This is a genomic window from Venatorbacter sp. C2-1 (assembly GCF_022832715.1).
GTDB classification, from domain to species: Bacteria; Pseudomonadota; Gammaproteobacteria; order Pseudomonadales; family Oceanobacteraceae; genus Venatoribacter; species Venatoribacter alkanivorans.
Map to the genome: position 1 here is coordinate 2,358,215 of NZ_CP094879.1, position 16,658 is coordinate 2,374,872.

12 protein-coding genes are annotated in these 16,658 nt (G+C 52.2%); 8 read left to right on the top strand and 4 right to left on the bottom strand.

Annotated elements, in window-relative coordinates; all coding sequences use genetic code 11:
- The first annotated feature begins 304 nt into the window (after positions 1–304).
- Complete coding sequence (gene acnA / locus MT343_RS10460; protein WP_145468412.1) at positions 305–3,037, top strand: aconitate hydratase AcnA; 2,733 nt, start codon at positions 305–307, stop codon at positions 3,035–3,037.
- 258 nt (positions 3,038–3,295) lie between these two features.
- On the opposite strand, the gene MT343_RS10465 is transcribed toward acnA, so the two are convergent.
- Both MT343_RS10465 and MT343_RS10470 read right to left on the bottom strand, forming a co-directional pair.
- The gene (locus MT343_RS10465) at positions 3,296–3,751 is read right to left on the bottom strand and encodes a hypothetical protein (RefSeq protein ID WP_145468410.1); all 456 of its coding nucleotides are present in this window, start codon (positions 3,749–3,751) and stop codon (positions 3,296–3,298) included.
- A 123-nt stretch (positions 3,752–3,874) separates the two neighbouring features.
- The gene (locus MT343_RS10470; protein WP_145468408.1) at positions 3,875–4,198 is read right to left on the bottom strand and encodes a DUF2314 domain-containing protein; all 324 of its coding nucleotides are present in this window, start codon (positions 4,196–4,198) and stop codon (positions 3,875–3,877) included.
- Positions 4,199–4,875: 677 nt separating this feature from the next.
- Here MT343_RS10470 and acnB point away from each other — a divergent pair.
- From acnB to MT343_RS10495, 5 genes are all read left to right on the top strand, one after another.
- Positions 4,876–7,479 (top strand): bifunctional aconitate hydratase 2/2-methylisocitrate dehydratase, encoded by a 2,604-nt coding sequence (gene acnB, locus MT343_RS10475; protein ID WP_145468406.1) that lies wholly within the window; start codon positions 4,876–4,878, stop codon positions 7,477–7,479.
- A gap of 224 nt (positions 7,480–7,703) precedes the next feature.
- Positions 7,704–9,473 (top strand): phosphoethanolamine transferase, encoded by a 1,770-nt coding sequence (locus MT343_RS10480; RefSeq protein ID WP_145468404.1) that lies wholly within the window; start codon positions 7,704–7,706, stop codon positions 9,471–9,473.
- Between the two features lie 150 nt (positions 9,474–9,623).
- Positions 9,624–10,142: a hypothetical protein gene (locus tag MT343_RS10485; RefSeq protein ID WP_145468402.1), complete on the top strand. Its 519-nt coding sequence runs from the start codon at positions 9,624–9,626 to the stop codon at positions 10,140–10,142.
- Positions 10,143–10,278: 136 nt separating this feature from the next.
- Entirely contained in the window at positions 10,279–11,214 is a 936-nt protein-coding gene (locus MT343_RS10490; protein WP_145468400.1) for an acyltransferase, read from the top strand.
- A 198-nt stretch (positions 11,215–11,412) separates the two neighbouring features.
- The gene (locus MT343_RS10495; protein ID WP_186435858.1) at positions 11,413–12,402 is read left to right on the top strand and encodes a lysophospholipid acyltransferase family protein; all 990 of its coding nucleotides are present in this window, start codon (positions 11,413–11,415) and stop codon (positions 12,400–12,402) included.
- Positions 12,403–12,453: 51 nt separating this feature from the next.
- Here MT343_RS10495 and MT343_RS10500 read toward each other — a convergent pair whose 3' ends face one another.
- Together MT343_RS10500 and aspS are read right to left on the bottom strand one after the other, a co-directional pair.
- The gene (locus MT343_RS10500; protein WP_145468396.1) at positions 12,454–12,795 is read right to left on the bottom strand and encodes a hypothetical protein; all 342 of its coding nucleotides are present in this window, start codon (positions 12,793–12,795) and stop codon (positions 12,454–12,456) included.
- 69 nt (positions 12,796–12,864) lie between these two features.
- Positions 12,865–14,640: an aspartate--tRNA ligase gene (aspS, locus tag MT343_RS10505; RefSeq protein ID WP_145468394.1), complete on the bottom strand. Its 1,776-nt coding sequence runs from the start codon at positions 14,638–14,640 to the stop codon at positions 12,865–12,867.
- Positions 14,641–14,940: 300 nt separating this feature from the next.
- On the opposite strand from aspS, the gene MT343_RS10510 reads away from it, so the two are divergent.
- The gene (locus MT343_RS10510) at positions 14,941–15,759 is read left to right on the top strand and encodes an SDR family NAD(P)-dependent oxidoreductase (RefSeq protein WP_145468392.1); all 819 of its coding nucleotides are present in this window, start codon (positions 14,941–14,943) and stop codon (positions 15,757–15,759) included.
- A 211-nt stretch (positions 15,760–15,970) separates the two neighbouring features.
- The gene (locus MT343_RS10515; protein ID WP_145468390.1) at positions 15,971–16,489 is read left to right on the top strand and encodes an HU family DNA-binding protein; all 519 of its coding nucleotides are present in this window, start codon (positions 15,971–15,973) and stop codon (positions 16,487–16,489) included.
- Positions 16,490–16,658 lie beyond the last annotated feature (169 nt).

A 16,658-nucleotide genomic window follows, 5' to 3' on the forward strand; every position in this document is an offset into this window, starting at 1 on the left:
TCGATTTATCCACTTCAGGTAGCTGATCTGATATTTCAGACACCAAACTGAGGCGAGTCGAGTAAATACCTAATTCTCGGCTCAGCGCCACTGACAAGGCACAATACTGCACCCTGCCTCCCTGCCCCACGACTCTCCGCCCCCTCCTTTAAGCACATTAATCGGAGTCTGAGCCGCACAACATTGTATACAATCCGACTAAAGCGGCAGTCATAAACCTTGCTTTAGCCCTTCATGTCGCTAGAATTGCTGACAATTCAGGCTTCTGCCCCCCCTGCACTCAACAACCTGCCAGGAATCCAGCATGACATCACCTACCAATTTCGACCCTTCAAGCTCGATTAAGACTCTGCCAGGCATGTCTCATCGTTTTCACAGCCTGCCAGACACCGCAGAACGCTTCGGCATCAATCTGGATGATCTGCCGTTTTCTCTGCGCCCTATCCTTGAAGGCATTGCGCGTAATGTCGGCAAAAACGGCATCACGGTTGAGCAGCTGCAGGCGCTGGGCAACTGGCCAGCGCATCAGGGTAAAGAGCCGGTAGAAATTCCGTTCACCGCTGGCCGTGTGATCATGCACGATCTGAGTGGTACGCCCGCCATCGTCGATTTTGCCGCGATGCGTTCGGCGGTACAGCGCATGGGTCTGAACCCTGCGATCATTGAACCGCTGGTGCGTGCGGATCTGGTGATCGACCATACCGTCACCATGGACAACACTGGCAGCCCGGCGTCGCTGCGCATTAACAGCGAGCTGGAAGCGGCACGCAACAAAGAGCGTTATGCCTTCCTGAAATGGGGCGCGCAGGCGTTTAACACCATCCGCATTATTCCGCCGCAAACCGGCATCGTGCATCAGGTGAACCTCGAATATCTGGCGCAAGGTTACTTAGTACAGGGAAATGGGGAACAAGATGGCCTGATGATTCCGGACACCCTGATCGGTATGGACAGCCACACGCCCATGGCCAACGCGCTGGGTATTGTCGGCTGGGGTGTGGGCGGTATTGAAGCTGGCGCGTCTATGCTGGGCCAGCCGATGGAAATGCTGGCACCTGAGGTGATTGGTGTTGAGCTGACCGGCGCCCTACGCGAAGGCGTGACCGCAACCGATCTGGTATTAACCATCACCGAAATGCTGCGCAAATACCCGCGCGGTGTGGTGGGTAAATTCGTGGAATACGTGGGTGAAGGCAGCGCTAATCTGTCACTGCCAGACCGCGCGACCATCGCCAATATGTCGCCGGAATACGGCGCGACCATGGGCTTCTTCCCGTTTGATGAAATCGCCGCCGACTATATGAAAGCCACCGGCCGCGATGGCGACCTGCCACTGGCTTATTACCAGGCGCAGAATATGGCGTGGAAAGCGGGCCAGAAACTGCCACGCTACACCGACCTGCTGCATCTGGATCTGTCGACCGTCAAGCCTTCCGTCGCCGGACCAAAAAGACCGCAGGACCGACTGCCGCTGGGCGATATCGGCAAGGTATTCCAGCAAGCCGCGACTGCAGGCTCACGTACCCCTGAAGAAGTGACCGTTACGCCGGTTAAGGCCGACGAAGCCGGTATCTTCCAGTCACTGCCAGAACGCACCTTAAAAGACGGCGATATTGTGATCGCGGCAATTACCGCCTGTACCAACACCTCTAACCCGGGTCTGTTGATTGCCGCTGGCCTGCTGGCGAAAAAAGCCAACCAATTGGGCATGAAAGTGCCAGACGGCGTTAAGACTTCAATGGCACCTGGCTCACCGGTGGCGACCGACTTTTTAACCAAAGCCGGGTTACAGGAACACCTCGATGCCCTCGGTTTTAACACCGCAGGCTACGGCTGTACGACGTGTGTTGGTAACTCTGGCCCGCTGGCGCCAAGCATTGAAGCTGCACTGCGTGACCACGACATTATTGTGTCTTCCGTGCTGTCGGGTAACCGTAACTTTGAAGGCCGCGTACACCCGGACGTTGATACCAACTTCCTGATGTCGCCTCCTTTAGTTGTTGCCATGGCCATCGCCGGTAATGTGAATATCGACGTGATTAAAGAACCGCTGGGCAAAGACGCTCAGGGCAATGATGTATTCCTGAAAGACATCTGGCCAAGTAACGCGGAAATCACCAAAACCATGCACGAATGCATGGACCCTAAAGCCTTCCGCGAAACCTACGAAAACTCACTCGCTGGCCCGGAGAGCTGGCAGAAGCTGGAATCACCAACTGGCCCTGTGTATCAGTGGGACGAAAAGTCGAGCTACATTCAGGAAATCTCGTTCTTTGATGGCTTCGCGCTGGAAACCCCGCAGGATTCACTGAACAACATCAGCGACGCACGTATGCTGGTGATGTGTGATGACAACACCACCACCGACCATATCTCACCGGTGAGCCGTATCCGCCCGGATTCCGCACCGGGACAGTACCTGATGTCGATCGGCGTGGACGCCAACGACCTGACCTCTCTGGGCGCCCGTCGTGGTAACCACCACGTGATGCTGCGCAGTATCTTCGGCAATGTAAAAGCCCGAAACCTGATGCTGCCGGGCACCACCGGTGCGGTCACCAATTACTACAACGCCAACGGCGACGCGGAAAAGATGTCGATTTACGACGCGGCGTCACGCTATCAGCAGGAAGGCACGCCATCGGTGGTATTCGGCGGCAAGCTGTACGGCACCGGCTCATCACGTGACTGGGCGGCCAAAGGCCCGGCCCTGCTGGGTGTAAAAGCCATCATCGCTGAAAGCTTTGAGCGTATTCACAAATCCAACTTAGTCGGCATGGGCGTACTGCCACTGCAACTGCCAGAAGGCGTGACGCTGGGCTCCCTGAACCTGGATGGCTCGGAAACCTTTGATCTGGCGGGCATTGATCGCCTTGAGCCACGCGGTTCTGTGCAGCTGACTATTAAGCGTAAAGACGGATCAACTGAACAACACAAACTGCTGTCTCGTGTGGATACCTCGTCTGAGCTTGAGCAGATTCGCCACAAGGGCATTCTGCCGATGGTATTGCGCGATATTATTGCGGCTAACAGCTAACAACAGCTGAAACAGGTACCGCCGGCTTAATCAGATATTTGGGTTCGGCCAGAACTTCTGACTGAAAAGCTAAAAAACCGGCCCTCGCAAGAGGAGCCGGTTTTTTTATGCTTATGTTTTTGGTGAGCTGGCTGTATATTCTCGGCAAGATCATCACGCCTCGTCAGTTTGACTTTGGTGTCCGTTAAAACGGGGCAAGTTCATATTCTTTGTGGAACCACAGGCGTAACAAAAAATACATCGCGTTGATTGGCCTTATCATGTATTGACACGCACCGCGATTTTTTCTTCTTCATTGTACTCCCAAAATTCAACACCGGATGGAACCAAATGTGAATACGTACGAAGATAGTATTCTGCTAAGGTCTCTTTTCGTTTTTCAGAGTAATCTCGAAGAACGAACATTATTTTTCGATAGCTCAGAGGTGAAGCCAAAAAATAGTACATTGCCTCGTTCCAAACCGTCAATTTAGCACTGGGAACATTGCCACCCGCAGTCCACCGGTGAGACTTGCACTCTACAATTACTTTTTGTTTCTCACACCCCAAGTCGAATGCGTGCAGCTTTTCCTTGCCATCAACCCCCACTGATACCTTAAGATCTGGAGTTAAATCCAACCCCATATTTCTGAAGAACTCGCGGGCAGCAGCCTCGAAATACCTTCCGACATGCGCATTCGATTCCGAACCAACTCTTTGGAAAGGCTTATTCATAAGATCCTCAGAAACACATAACGCCCGCCTCAACTACCGGAGGCTAATGGCGCTTTTTTGGCCGGAATTTGACAAAAAAAGTTACAGTGGCCGGAGGTCAGGTTGCAGGCGCTTGTTATACGCTTATTCGTAAATTGCTATGATATGCTTTGGTTGAAAGACTACAGTGTCATTACATTTTATCGTAACTTCACCTACTGGATCATTATCCAGGAAACCAATATAAAAGCCTTCTTTTACATCAGTAATTTCTACCCACATACGCTCAACTGAAATATCATCTAACTTTGGCTGATCCATTCGGAATACTAACTTTACGCAATCGCCAACACTTAGATTATTTCTTACATTTATTTCAGGGATATAGAAGGTTTCTGGAGCTTCAGCATGTAGCATTTCTCCGTCATCCAATTCATACCCATTTTTCTCGAATTTCGCCAATTCCATCTATCATTCCTGCATATAACAGTTTATTAGTGTGCACGCACATTAACTCCGGCAAACTTTTCCGAAGCTTCTTTCTCAACCAGTTGATCTTACTCGTAAATACCACATGATCCTTAAAAACACTCCAGAAAAACACGCACGAGGTTAATTCGGTTTTTTTGCGTCTGTAAAGCTCTCGCCTGGTAAACCTGTCACTCCGGGACTGTGCGCAGACTGCTTGTCGCTATTAATAACAGAAAACTTATTTTTGCGGTCTAAGTATAAAGTACTGATTAGGGTTCGTATCAAGGTGTCACAGCATCGCGGGCATGGCCCGCTCCTACCAACGGCGGATGCCAATAACCTTATCGGGCATGGCCCGATCCTACGGCCAGGGAATGCTAACAACCGTGTTCGCAGGCACAGCCCGCCCCTACGAGCTGTGAATTCCAACAAGTTTGTCGCGGGCAAACCCGCTCCTAAGGCCGGTGATGAGCGGCCATTCTCAAGGCGCTGCAGACCGCTTTCTGCCTACCGTTACTCTGCGCATTATCGACGTTTGACTGTTCACATATCGACGTTTGTCTCTGGGCATTGAACCCGGCTGTACTGTTAGAATCAGAGCAAGGAGCTATCATTCACCCCGATGAATGAACGGACCGTGCAGAATCTAACTTGTTAACGATGAGGATACCGCTGTGTTAGAAGCTTATCGCGCACACGTCGCTGAACGTGCTGAATTGAATATTCCGCCCAAGCCACTGAACGCTGAGCAGACTGCTGCTCTGGTTGAGCTGCTGAAAAACCCACCGGTTGGCGAAGAAACCGTTCTGGTTGATCTGCTGGAAAACCGCATCCCACCCGGTGTTGACGAAGCCGCCTACGTAAAAGCCGCCTTCCTGACGGCCATCATCAAAGATGAAGCAACTTCTCCGCTGGTATCCAAAGAAAAGGCGATTCAGCTGCTGGGTATGATGCAGGGTGGCTACAACATCGCCACGCTGGTTGAGCTGCTGGACAACGCTCAACTGGCTCCGCTGGCCGCTAAAGAACTGAAGCACACCCTGCTGATGTTTGATGCGTTCAACGACGTTCAGGACAAAATGAACGCCGGCAATGCCGTTGCCAAAGAACTGATGGAATCCTGGGCCAACGCTGAATGGTTCACCAAGCGCAACAAGGTTGCTGAATCCATCAAAATGACGGTGTTTAAAGTCACCGGCGAAACCAACACCGACGATCTGTCTCCGGCTCCGGATGCCTGGTCCCGTCCTGATATCCCGCTGCACGCCCGCGCTGCTTATAAGATGACCCGTGACGGTCTGACACCGGAAGAGCACGGCGTAACCGGCCCGATGAAGCAGATTGCAGAAATCAGCGCCAAAGGTCTGCCGGTTGCCTTCGTGGGTGACGTTGTGGGTACCGGTTCTTCGCGTAAGTCGGCCACTAACTCGGTACTGTGGTTCTTCGGTGACGACATTCCGGGCGTGCCGAACAAGCGCGGTGGCGGTGTGTGTATCGGTTCTAAAGTGGCCCCAATCTTCTTCAACACCATGGAAGATGCCGGTGCTCTGGTATTCGAAGCCCCGGTCGACAACATGAACATGGGTGATGTGATCGATATCCGCCCATACGAAGGCAAAATCCTGAACGAAGCCGGCGACGTTATCTCCGAATTCGAATTCAAATCCGATGTCATCCTGGACGAAGTTCAGGCTGGCGGCCGTATCCCGCTGATCATCGGTCGTGGCCTGACCACTAAGGCCCGTGCTGCTCTGAACCTGGGCGCAACCGACACTTTCCGTCTGCCGGTTGACCCTGAAGCAGGCACCAAAGGCTTCACTCTGGCGCAGAAAATGGTGGGTAAGGCTTGTGGTCTGGAAGAAGGCCAGGGCGTACGTCCGGGCACTTACTGCGAACCTAAGATGACGACGGTAGGCTCTCAGGACACCACGGGGCCTATGACCCGTGACGAACTGAAAGACCTGGCGTGTCTGGGCTTTCAGGCGGATCTGGTGATGCAGTCGTTCTGTCACACGGCCGCTTATCCGAAGCCGATTGACGTCGAAATGCAGCACACCATGCCTGACTTTATCCAGACCCGCGGTGGTGTGGCTCTGCGTCCTGGCGACGGTATCATCCACTCCTGGCTGAACCGCATGCTGCTGCCTGACACGGTCGGTACCGGTGGTGACTCTCACACCCGTTTCCCTATGGGTATTTCCTTCCCGGCGGGTTCTGGTCTGGTTGCGTTCGCCGCAGCGACCGGTGTTATGCCACTGGATATGCCTGAGTCTGTTCTGGTGCGCTTCAAAGGCCAGATGCAGCCGGGTATCACCCTGCGCGATCTGGTTCACGCCATTCCGCTGTACGGTATCAAGCAAGGCATCCTGACCGTTGAGAAGAAAGGTAAGATCAACGAATTCTCCGGCCGTATTCTGGAGATCGAAGGTCTGGAAAACCTGACGGTTGAACAGGCGTTCGAACTGTCTGATGCCTCTGCTGAGCGTTCTGCCGCCGGTTGTACCATCAACCTGTCGGAAGAATCGGTGGCTGAATACCTGCGTTCCAACATCGTGATGCTGCGCTGGATGATCGCTGAAGGCTACGGCGACGCCCGTACTCTGGAACGTCGTGCGAAAGCCATGGAAGCCTGGCTGGCGAACCCAGCTCTGATGCGTGCTGACAAAGATGCGGAATACGCCCACGTGATCGAAATTGATCTGGCTGATATCAAAGAGCCTATCGTGTGCTGCCCGAACGACCCGGACGATGCCAGGTTCCTGTCCGAAGTGGCCGGCGACAAAGTGGATGAAGTCTTCATCGGTTCCTGTATGACCAACATTGGTCACTTCCGCGCCGCGGGTAAGCTGCTGTCCCAGCACAAAGGTGGTCTGAGCACCCGTATGTGGATGTCTCCGCCAACCAAGATGGACGAAGCTCAGCTGATGGAAGAAGGTTACTTCAACATCTATGGCACTTCCGGTGTACGTACCGAAATGCCAGGCTGTTCTCTGTGTATGGGTAACCAGGCACGTGTGGCTCCGAACACTACCGTACTGTCTACCTCTACCCGTAACTTCCCGAACCGTCTGGGGGATGGTGCCAACGTGTACCTGACCTCTGCGGAACTGGCTGCTGTAGGTGCGATTCTGGGTAAACTGCCAACCACCGCAGAATACATGGAATACGCCAACAAGCTGGACAGCATGTCGGCCGATATCTACAAGTACCTGAACTTCGACAAGATGGACGAGTACACCAGAAAAGCAGCGACCGCTGTTATCGTGTCAGACAAGTAATTAACCCGAGCGGTTAATCACTGAAAAACCCGGCAACCGCCGGGTTTTTTATGGCCGCCCCTCTGCGCGGCAAGCTCTGCTGGTCACTGAACCGGTGCTGAATCCCGGACACATTATTAAGCCAGAAAAGCGAACGATCATTTCTTTGCAATCCGGTGACATTTTCATTACATTCCGCGCTCCAATACCCGTTACGGACAACACTTCCAATCCAAAGGGGCACCATGTCAGCTTTATTTCCTTTAATTCCGGTAAAACTCCTTTTTGTTGGTCTGACGGTCTACATATGGACACAACTGATCAAACGCGGCACCGCTCTTAACCAGCCCCGCGTCAGCCGTCTGATGCTCGCATTCGCAATTGTCAGCGTCATTCTTGCGATTATCTCCGTTGGCAAAATCTACCCTTACGGTGCGGTTACCGACCTTTTGGTCTTCGCTATCGCAACCAGCCTGTTTATGGCTCTGCCCATGCGCACTCTTGCCGGCCGTTTTCTTGGCTTTCTGCTGATTGCCCTGCCATTGCTGGGCCCCCTTGCCTACCTGCTGCACTATCAGGTCGTGGGCGGTGCAATGAACAAAGACAGCTTTATTGCCGTATTCCAGACGACCAGTGCAGAAGCCAGTGAATATCTCGCCAGCTTCACATCCGTAATGTCAGTAATACCACTGCTGCTGGCCGTTGCCATCCTTGTCTGGATCGTTAAACACAATGTTGGCAATGATCGTAAAACCCTGCCGATAAAAACTGCCACAACCTATGTTCTGCTGGGCATACTGATGATTGCTCTGGCACCGCTGGAAAAGGGCTTATTTACCTACCCGGTGGATGTTTACGTCAGCTATCAGAAAGAAATGACCACAACCAAAGAGCGCATGGCGCAATTCAGCCAGCGCAATATCAAGAAAGACTACCGCATCAGCAAGGAAGGCCAGGGAGAGATCTATGTGGTTGTTGTCGGTGAATCCCTGAACAAACACCATATGGGTGTCTACGGCTATGAGCTGGACACCACCCCTAACCTGCAGCGCCTGAAAGATGAGGGCAACCTGTTTATTGCCGATAATTCTTTCTCTAATTATCCCGGTACGATGGCAGCCCTGTCCCACGCCCTGACCGCAGCCAATCAGAAAAATGATAAACACTACACCCAGTCACTGGGCATTGTTGAACTGATGAACGAAGCTGGCTTTGTGACTCACTGGCTGGGTAACCAGCCACTGTCCAACAGCTATGACATGATCCTCGGTCTGATTGCCAAAGAAGCGCAGGATGTACAGCTGACCTTCGATATTGAATTTCACAGTATGTCGCACAAAAATCATCAGCCGGACGGCGTTCTTTTGCCACTCTATAAAGATATTCTGGCGCAACGCGATGCGGGTAAAAATCAGGTGATATTTGTTCACCTGATGGGCAACCACACCGATTACTGTGAGCGTTACCCGGAAGAATACAAACGCTACGAAGTTGCTCCGTTGGATGCCCTGTACTCGCACATATTCAAAGGCGGACTCGGCCACTCCCGTGAGTGCTATGACAACAGCATTCTGTACAACGACCATGTTGTCAGCACCCTGATCGACGATCTGCAGAGTGCTCTGGGCAATGATGGCATTGGCGGCCTGCTGTACTTTGCCGATCATTCCGAAGACATTGAGCGCGGCGTCGGCCACTCCAGTGCCAACTTCTCCTTCGACATGGTCGAGTCTCCGACCCTGATCTGGTTATCAAAGGCTTATCAGCAGCAAAATTCTGATAAAACCGCAGCCCTGCGCCACAACCTCGGCCAGTACTACCCTAATGACTTTGTCTTCGACACGGTGATTGGCATGAGTGGCAGCCAGATGGAAGGCGAAACTTATTGCAGCAGCTGCGACCTGTTCAGTTTCGACTACAACCTGCCACTGGAAAATGCCCGCACCATGCATGGCAAGCTGGCCTACAAACCCCTGAAAAACCCTCAGCCTGCCGCAACGGTAACCAGCCAATAATACAAACCACACCGGGCCTTATGGCCCGGTTTGTCCTCGCCTTTGTCGCCCCTCCAACCCCGCCATACTTTCTGTCCCCGCCAAACTTTCTGTTAATATGCGCTCAATCATTCGCTGCTTATCAGGCCTGCCGGGCCAACGGACAATATTATGGGTGCATATCTGGTTCAGATTCATTGTCAGCAATGGGAAAAATCGCAGCGCGGTGAACCCTACGCATCACTCAGACACAGCCAGCCTGAACGCAGCGCGATCGCATCCATACAACAACTCCCGCATATTCCACTCGGTAATGGCCAGCAATTACGCCTCGACATTCATGGCGACGACCGCCAGTCTTCGCGCTATCCCGATGGTCGTTTCCGCCTGAAAAAAGTCGGTAGTCAGGGCTGGCAACTGGACCGGGTTCTGTTTTATCAGCAACAGGATGGTGCCATTTGTCTGCGCCACAGCAGCGGTGACTATGTTCAATGGCAATTACAGGATGGCTGGCTGCAATACCGCTATCAACAGCGTTACCGGGTCGAAGAGCCGGACGCTATTTACTGGCTTTATGAGCGCGTTATCATCAATCTTGCTTATTTTCCGCACAGTAACGGACAGAGCCAGATATTTACTGAGCAATCTCCAGCCCGGATTATTGATGACCAAAGCCCAGATTCCTTCTGACACAGCAACACAGGCAGCGCGCAACAGATTGTCCTGCATGCAACACAGCCTCAGCGCAACATAGGATTGCCGCGCTCCGCCACTTTATCTAACATTAGCCACCACCCTTAACCGCCCACCGGATACGGACTCTAACGTGAGCAAAGCTGAACTACATTCCGCCGGAAAACCCACTTTCCTGACTACCTGTGCAGGTATCATCAGCTCGCTTGCGCTGTTGATTCATACCGTTTTTCTTGGTGTATTTCTTTATGCCTTTATCCTGCTGCGCATCATCCTGCCAGCACGTCAGGCACAACAACTGGCAAATCCTGTTATTACTGCCATCGCCAGCCTCTGGCTGGCCGGCATTCTGTGGTGGCTCAATCATGTTCACCGCGTGCAATGGGATATCCGCGGCCTGTCACGCCAGGGTAAAAAAGACTGGTACCTGCTCAGCGCCAACCACCAGAGCTGGGTGGATATTTTTGTGCTGTATCAGATTTATCACGGCAAAGTCCCGCTGCTGAAATTCTTTATTAAAAAAGAACTGGCTTATGTACCTATTGTTGGTCAGGCCTGGTGGGCTCTCGATTTTCCTTTTATGCGCCGCTATTCCAAACAGTTTCTGGCCAAGCATCCGGAAAAAGCAGGGGATGATTTAAAAGAAACTCAAAAAGCCTGCGAAAAATTCTCGCTGACACCGACCAGTGTGATGAATTTCCTCGAAGGTACACGCTTTACCGTTGCCAAGCACCGTGACCAGCAATCTCCCTTTAAACACCTGCTGAGACCCAAGGCCGGCGGTCTGGCCTTTGCTATTCAGGCACTGGGGGATAAATTCAGCGCCCTGACTAATGTCACCATTTATTATCCGCAAGGTATTCCAAGCTTCTGGGACATGATGTGTGGGCGCTTTAAACATGCCGTGGTACAGATTGAAGAGCTGCCGATTCCTGCGCATTTCAGCAAAGGCGATTATCAGAATGACGATGCCTTACGCCTGGAAATCCAGCAATGGGTAACGGAAATATGGCTGAAAAAAGATGAACAGCTTTCCGTATTAGCCAGACAGAAGGCTGAACATTTGTAGCAGTTCAGCTCCTCAGCCCTGAACCACGATCAGGCGAGCCGGCAATTCCTGTAATTGCCGGCTTTTGTTTTAACAATGCTCCCACGGCATTATCGCCCTTCTTCCGTACCGCTCTGCGGGAGGCCTTACGATATTATCCATAAAATTTTTTCGGTATTTATATACAGCCCTTCACCCGGAAACAAATCCGGAATTAATATGGAGCAACAGGTTACGAATGATTTAAAATCCCGCTTTTTTACCCGTCAAAACAACCGCTACATGATTAAATCTGCTCTGATTCCTCTTACACCCGCCCTGCTGAAACCCAGATACTGGAGTGCCTGGATTATCGTTCTGCTGATGTGGTCACTGGCCTGGCTACCGGTTAAAACCAAACATGCAATGGGCGCCCGCCTCGGCCGCGTGCTGAGCAAAAGAATGAAAAGCCGTACGCGCATAAGCCGCCGTAATCTGAGTGTCTGCTTTCCGGATAAATCCCCTGCAGAAATAGAAACACTGATTGAAGAAAACATGGTGGAAATGACCAAAGGTGCACTGGAAGCCTCCCACCCCTGGTGGCGGGACATGTCCGGTTATTCGGCCAAAGCAAAGGTTATTGGTCTGGATAAATTGTTTAACGCCCACGCCAAAGGAAATGGCGTACTGATCATGGGTGGCCACTTCGCCGCCGTCGATTTTATTCTGGCTATTTTCGCCGACCGGGTCGCACGGGATTACCCCCTCGGCTATATGTACCGCCCCCATGACAATCCGGTTATTAACCGTATGATTGTCAACGGACGCCACCGCCATCATGTGCATGGTTTTACCAAATACGAACTGAAAGACATGGTTCAGTTTCTGAAAGACGGCGGCATGGCCTGGTACGGTTGCGATCAGAACTTCAGCAAGTCTGATTTATTTGCTCCCTTTTTCGGCGTTCAGGCCGCGAACCTGTCAACGCCTACCTGGATCGTGCAAGAAAGCGGCGCCGCCGTGGTATTTATGCGTATGCACCGTCTTGCCGATGGTAACTTCGAATACGAATTCAGTGATGAACTGGAAGGCTTTGGTAACGATGCGCAACAAGACTGCGAAGCCTGGAACAGGGAGCTGGAAAAAGCCATTCTCCACTATCCGGCTCAGTACTTCTGGGTACATAAACGCTTTAAAAAGCGCCCGGCCGGTGAAGCAGGAATGTACTGAACGACCGCCCTCTTACGCTTAATTGTACGACAGAGGGTGTGCTCAGAAATCTCATTTCATAAAGTATTCACTGATCCAGTGATACAACACATCTGCGTTAAAGTCGGTATTTTTTACCGCCTGATAGTCATCTCCCGGGTCCTGATCAATAAAGGTATATTGATATTGAATCAGCCCCGGGTGTTCATCATGCAACACAATAAGAATTCGTTTACGCGTCTGTAAGCAATCAATACTCATCACGTCGGCCGGAATCCCCATCCTGCGCATACCCTGCATGACCCCGATCACCGGATTAATATCAGCGAAATCCTGCTGAATCCGCAAATGTGCATCACTGGCAACTTCCGACAACGACAGCAACGCCGGGTTGGCACTTATTTTCTTATCCATATGAATATCCTTGCAGCATAAAAAACGGGAGCCTGCGCTCCCGTTTTTTTACCCATCAGTCTGCCGGAATTATTCCGCAGCTTTTGGCTTTTCACGCAGTTTAATGTGCAGCTCACGCAGCTGGGTGTTATTAACCGCACCCGGAGCCTGAGTCATCACACAAGCAGCTGACTGGGTTTTCGGGAAGGCAATCACTTCACGAATAGAGCTGGCGCCGGTCATCAGCATGATCAGACGATCCAGACCGAAAGCCAGACCACCGTGTGGTGGTGCACCAAACTTCAGGGCATCCAGCAGGAAGCCGAATTTTTCACGCTGCTCTTCTTCAGAAATGCCCAGCGCGCGGAAAACGCTCTGCTGCATGCTCTGGTCGTGAATGCGGATAGAACCACCGCCCAGCTCACAGCCGTTCAGAACCATATCGTAAGCACGGGACAGCGCGTTCAGCGGGTCTTTTTCCAGCTCTTCCGGAGAACAGCTTGGTGCGGTGAACGGATGGTGCAGTGCAGTTACAGAGCCATCGTCGTTCTCTTCGAACATCGGGAAATCAACAACCCACAATGCCGCCCACTCAGAGGTGTACATGTTCAGATCGGCAGCAACCTTGCAACGCAGGGCGCCCAGCGCTTCGTTCACGATCTTGGCTTTATCAGCACCGAAGAAAACGATATCGCCGTTCTTCGCGTCCAGCTTGGCCATGATCTTCATGGTGTTATCGTCGCCGATAAACTTGATGATCGGCGACTGCAGGCCTTCAACACCTTTTTCGATTTCGTTGACTTTAATCCAGGCCAGACCTTTGGCACCGTAAATACCAACGTACTTGGTGTAATCGTCAATCTGCTTACGGGAAAGCTCAGCGCCGCCCGGTACTTTCAGTGCAGCAACACGGCCTTTCGGATCTTTGGCCGGAGCAGCAAAGACTTTAAATTCGATATCCTGCAGGAATTCAGCAACGTCAACGATTTCCATCGGAATACGCATATCCGGCTTGTCAGAACCGTAACGGTTCATCGCTTCGGAATATGGCATACGCGGGAAGTCGCCCAGATCAACATTCAGTTCTTTCTGGAAGATTTCTTTGATCATGCCCTGGGCGATACCCATGATGTCGTCTTCGTTAATAAACGAAGCCTCAACGTCGATCTGGGTAAATTCCGGCTGGCGGTCAGCACGCAGATCTTCGTCACGGAAACACTTGGCAATCTGGTAGTAACGGTCAAAACCGGCAACCATCAGCAGCTGCTTAAACAGCTGTGGCGACTGTGGCAGTGCGAAGAAAGAACCTTCATGGGTACGGCTTGGCACCAGATAATCACGCGCACCTTCCGGCGTTGCGCGGGTCAGGATCGGGGTTTCAATATCGAGAAAACCCTGCTCTTCCAGATAACGGCGGGCATGCGAAGTCACCTTTGAACGGAAGCGCAGTTTGTCCTGCATTTCCGGACGACGCATATCCATAAAGCGATACTTCAGACGAATCTCTTCACCCACATCGCTGTAACCATCAAGCGGGAACGGTGGTGTTGCGGCCTTGTTCAGGATGGTGATTTCTTTACCCAGAACTTCGATCAGACCGGTTTTCATATTGGCATTGGTGGTGCCTTCCGGGCGGCCACGCACGCGACCACTGATCTGTACAACAAACTCAGAGCGTACGCTGTCAGCGGCATTGAAAGCATCCACAGTGTCAGGGTCAAACACCACCTGCACCAGACCTTCACGGTCACGGATGTCGAGGAAAATCACGCCCCCGTGGTCGCGGCGACGATGCACCCAGCCACAGAAGGTTACGGTTTGGTCGATCAAGGTTTCGTTGATATCACCACAATAATGTGTGCGCATCGCTTGGTCCTGCATCTGAATCGTCAATGAAGTTGCCGACAGGCCGTAAATAGAAGGCGGGCCGGAAATAAAAGGCGGGCAGTATAACGGATTTTAACGGCGATCCGATACCTCAGCAGCCGGATTCCTGCAACCTCAGGCCCAACCTGCAGCAAAGGCACTGCCGGTTATGGCAAAAAGCCCTGCGGATCGTCACAAATCCACCTTGAGCCCCCTCCTCACTCAGGTAGTCTGCACAGCCTAAAACAATAACAGCCGTGAGCATCCCTCACTTCAGCAGAACATCAGCGGAGCAAACCCATGCAGTCATTTTCCAATAAAGTTGTTGTCATCACCGGCGCAGCTTCCGGCATTGGCCGGGCACTGTCCCAGCAGCTGAGCCGCGAAGGTGCCCACCTGGCACTGTCCGACGTCAATATGAAAGGCCTGGAAGAAACCCGCTCATTACTGAGCGGCCACGGCAAAGTAACCCTCTGCCCCCTGAACGTTGCCGACCGCGATGCATTCGAAGCCTATGCCGCACAGGTGGTCGCCGACCATGGTCAGGTTGATGCTGTGATCAATAATGCCGGTGTCGCCTTATCAGAAACCGTCGCTAATATGAGTTACGACGACATGGAGTGGATTGTAAATATTAACTTCTGGGGCGTGGTCTACGGCACCAAAGCCTTCCTGCCGCACCTGCAGAGCCGACCAGAGGCCGCCATTATTAATATTTCCAGTATTTTTGGCATCATTGCCCTGCCAACCCAGGCCGCCTACAACGCGACCAAATTTGCCGTGCGCGGCTTTACCGAATCCCTGCGTCAGGAACTGGCCGATACCAACGTCTTTGTCACCACCGTACATCCCGGCGGCATTAAAACCAACATCGTCCGCAATGGCCGCATGAAAACTTCTCTGGCTGGCGAGAAAGACCACGCCACCCAGATTGCAGAGTTTGAAAAGATGGCACGCACAACCCCTGCACAAGCCGCTGATGTGATTCTCAGCGGGGTAAAACAACAAAAACGCCGTATTCTGATCGGTGCTGACGCCCGTCTGATGGACCGTATTCAACGCTGGTTCCCGGTGCGCTACAGTGGCATATTCGGTTGGGTACTGAAAAAGCTGGCATAAAAGACCGGTGAATTTCCGCAAAAAACCGTATCAGATAGTCGCAAATCACGTTTTGTGACGAAAAACCCCGAAAAAACAGGGCTCAGGTGCTTGCCTCGCCCTTTTTTTTACATAAGAATTCTCTGGCCTCTCCGATAATATGCAGCATCTCAACGTCAGCCTGCCACGGAGAAGCCCGAACCCGGAACAACAAAACCAAAAGGATCAGACCATGGCTGCAAGAAAATCTCCGGCGGCGAAAGCTCCTGCGAAAAAAGCGGTTGCCAAAGCCCCTGCCAAAGCACCAGCGGCTAAAAAAGCCGTAGCCAAAGCACCTGCAAAGAAAGCCGTCGCTAAAGCGCCTGCGGCTAAAAAAGCCGTAGCCAAAGCACCTGCTGCCAAGGCAGCCGCACCGGCAGCACGTAAGACCACTGCTATTGCTGAAAAATACAGCAAGACCCAACTGCTGAACGAAATCGCAGAAACGACTGGTCTGGCCCGTAAAGACGTTAACGCTGTACTGGAAGAACTGACCGTTCTGATCGAACGTCACGTGAAAAAGCGTGCCGTTGGTGAATTCATTCTGCCAGGCCTGCTGAAAATCAAGACCATCAAAAAACCTGCGCAAAAAGCCCGCAAAAATGTGCCGAACCCATTCCGTCCGGGTGAAACCATGGATGTTGCAGCTAAGCCTGCGAGCACCAAGGTTAAAGTTCTGCCACTGAAGAAACTGAAAGACATGGCGATGTAATCCATTGCCCATGCAGCAATGGCTGGTGCGCTTCCGGGCAGCCGGCACATCGTTAAGCGGCCGGTGTTTACACCGGCCGCTTTTTTTTGCCCGGAACTTCACCGGTCTGTTTTTTGATTTTGGCTCCGGAACACGCCACCATGCACAGATACCTGCCATTGGCCGCTGA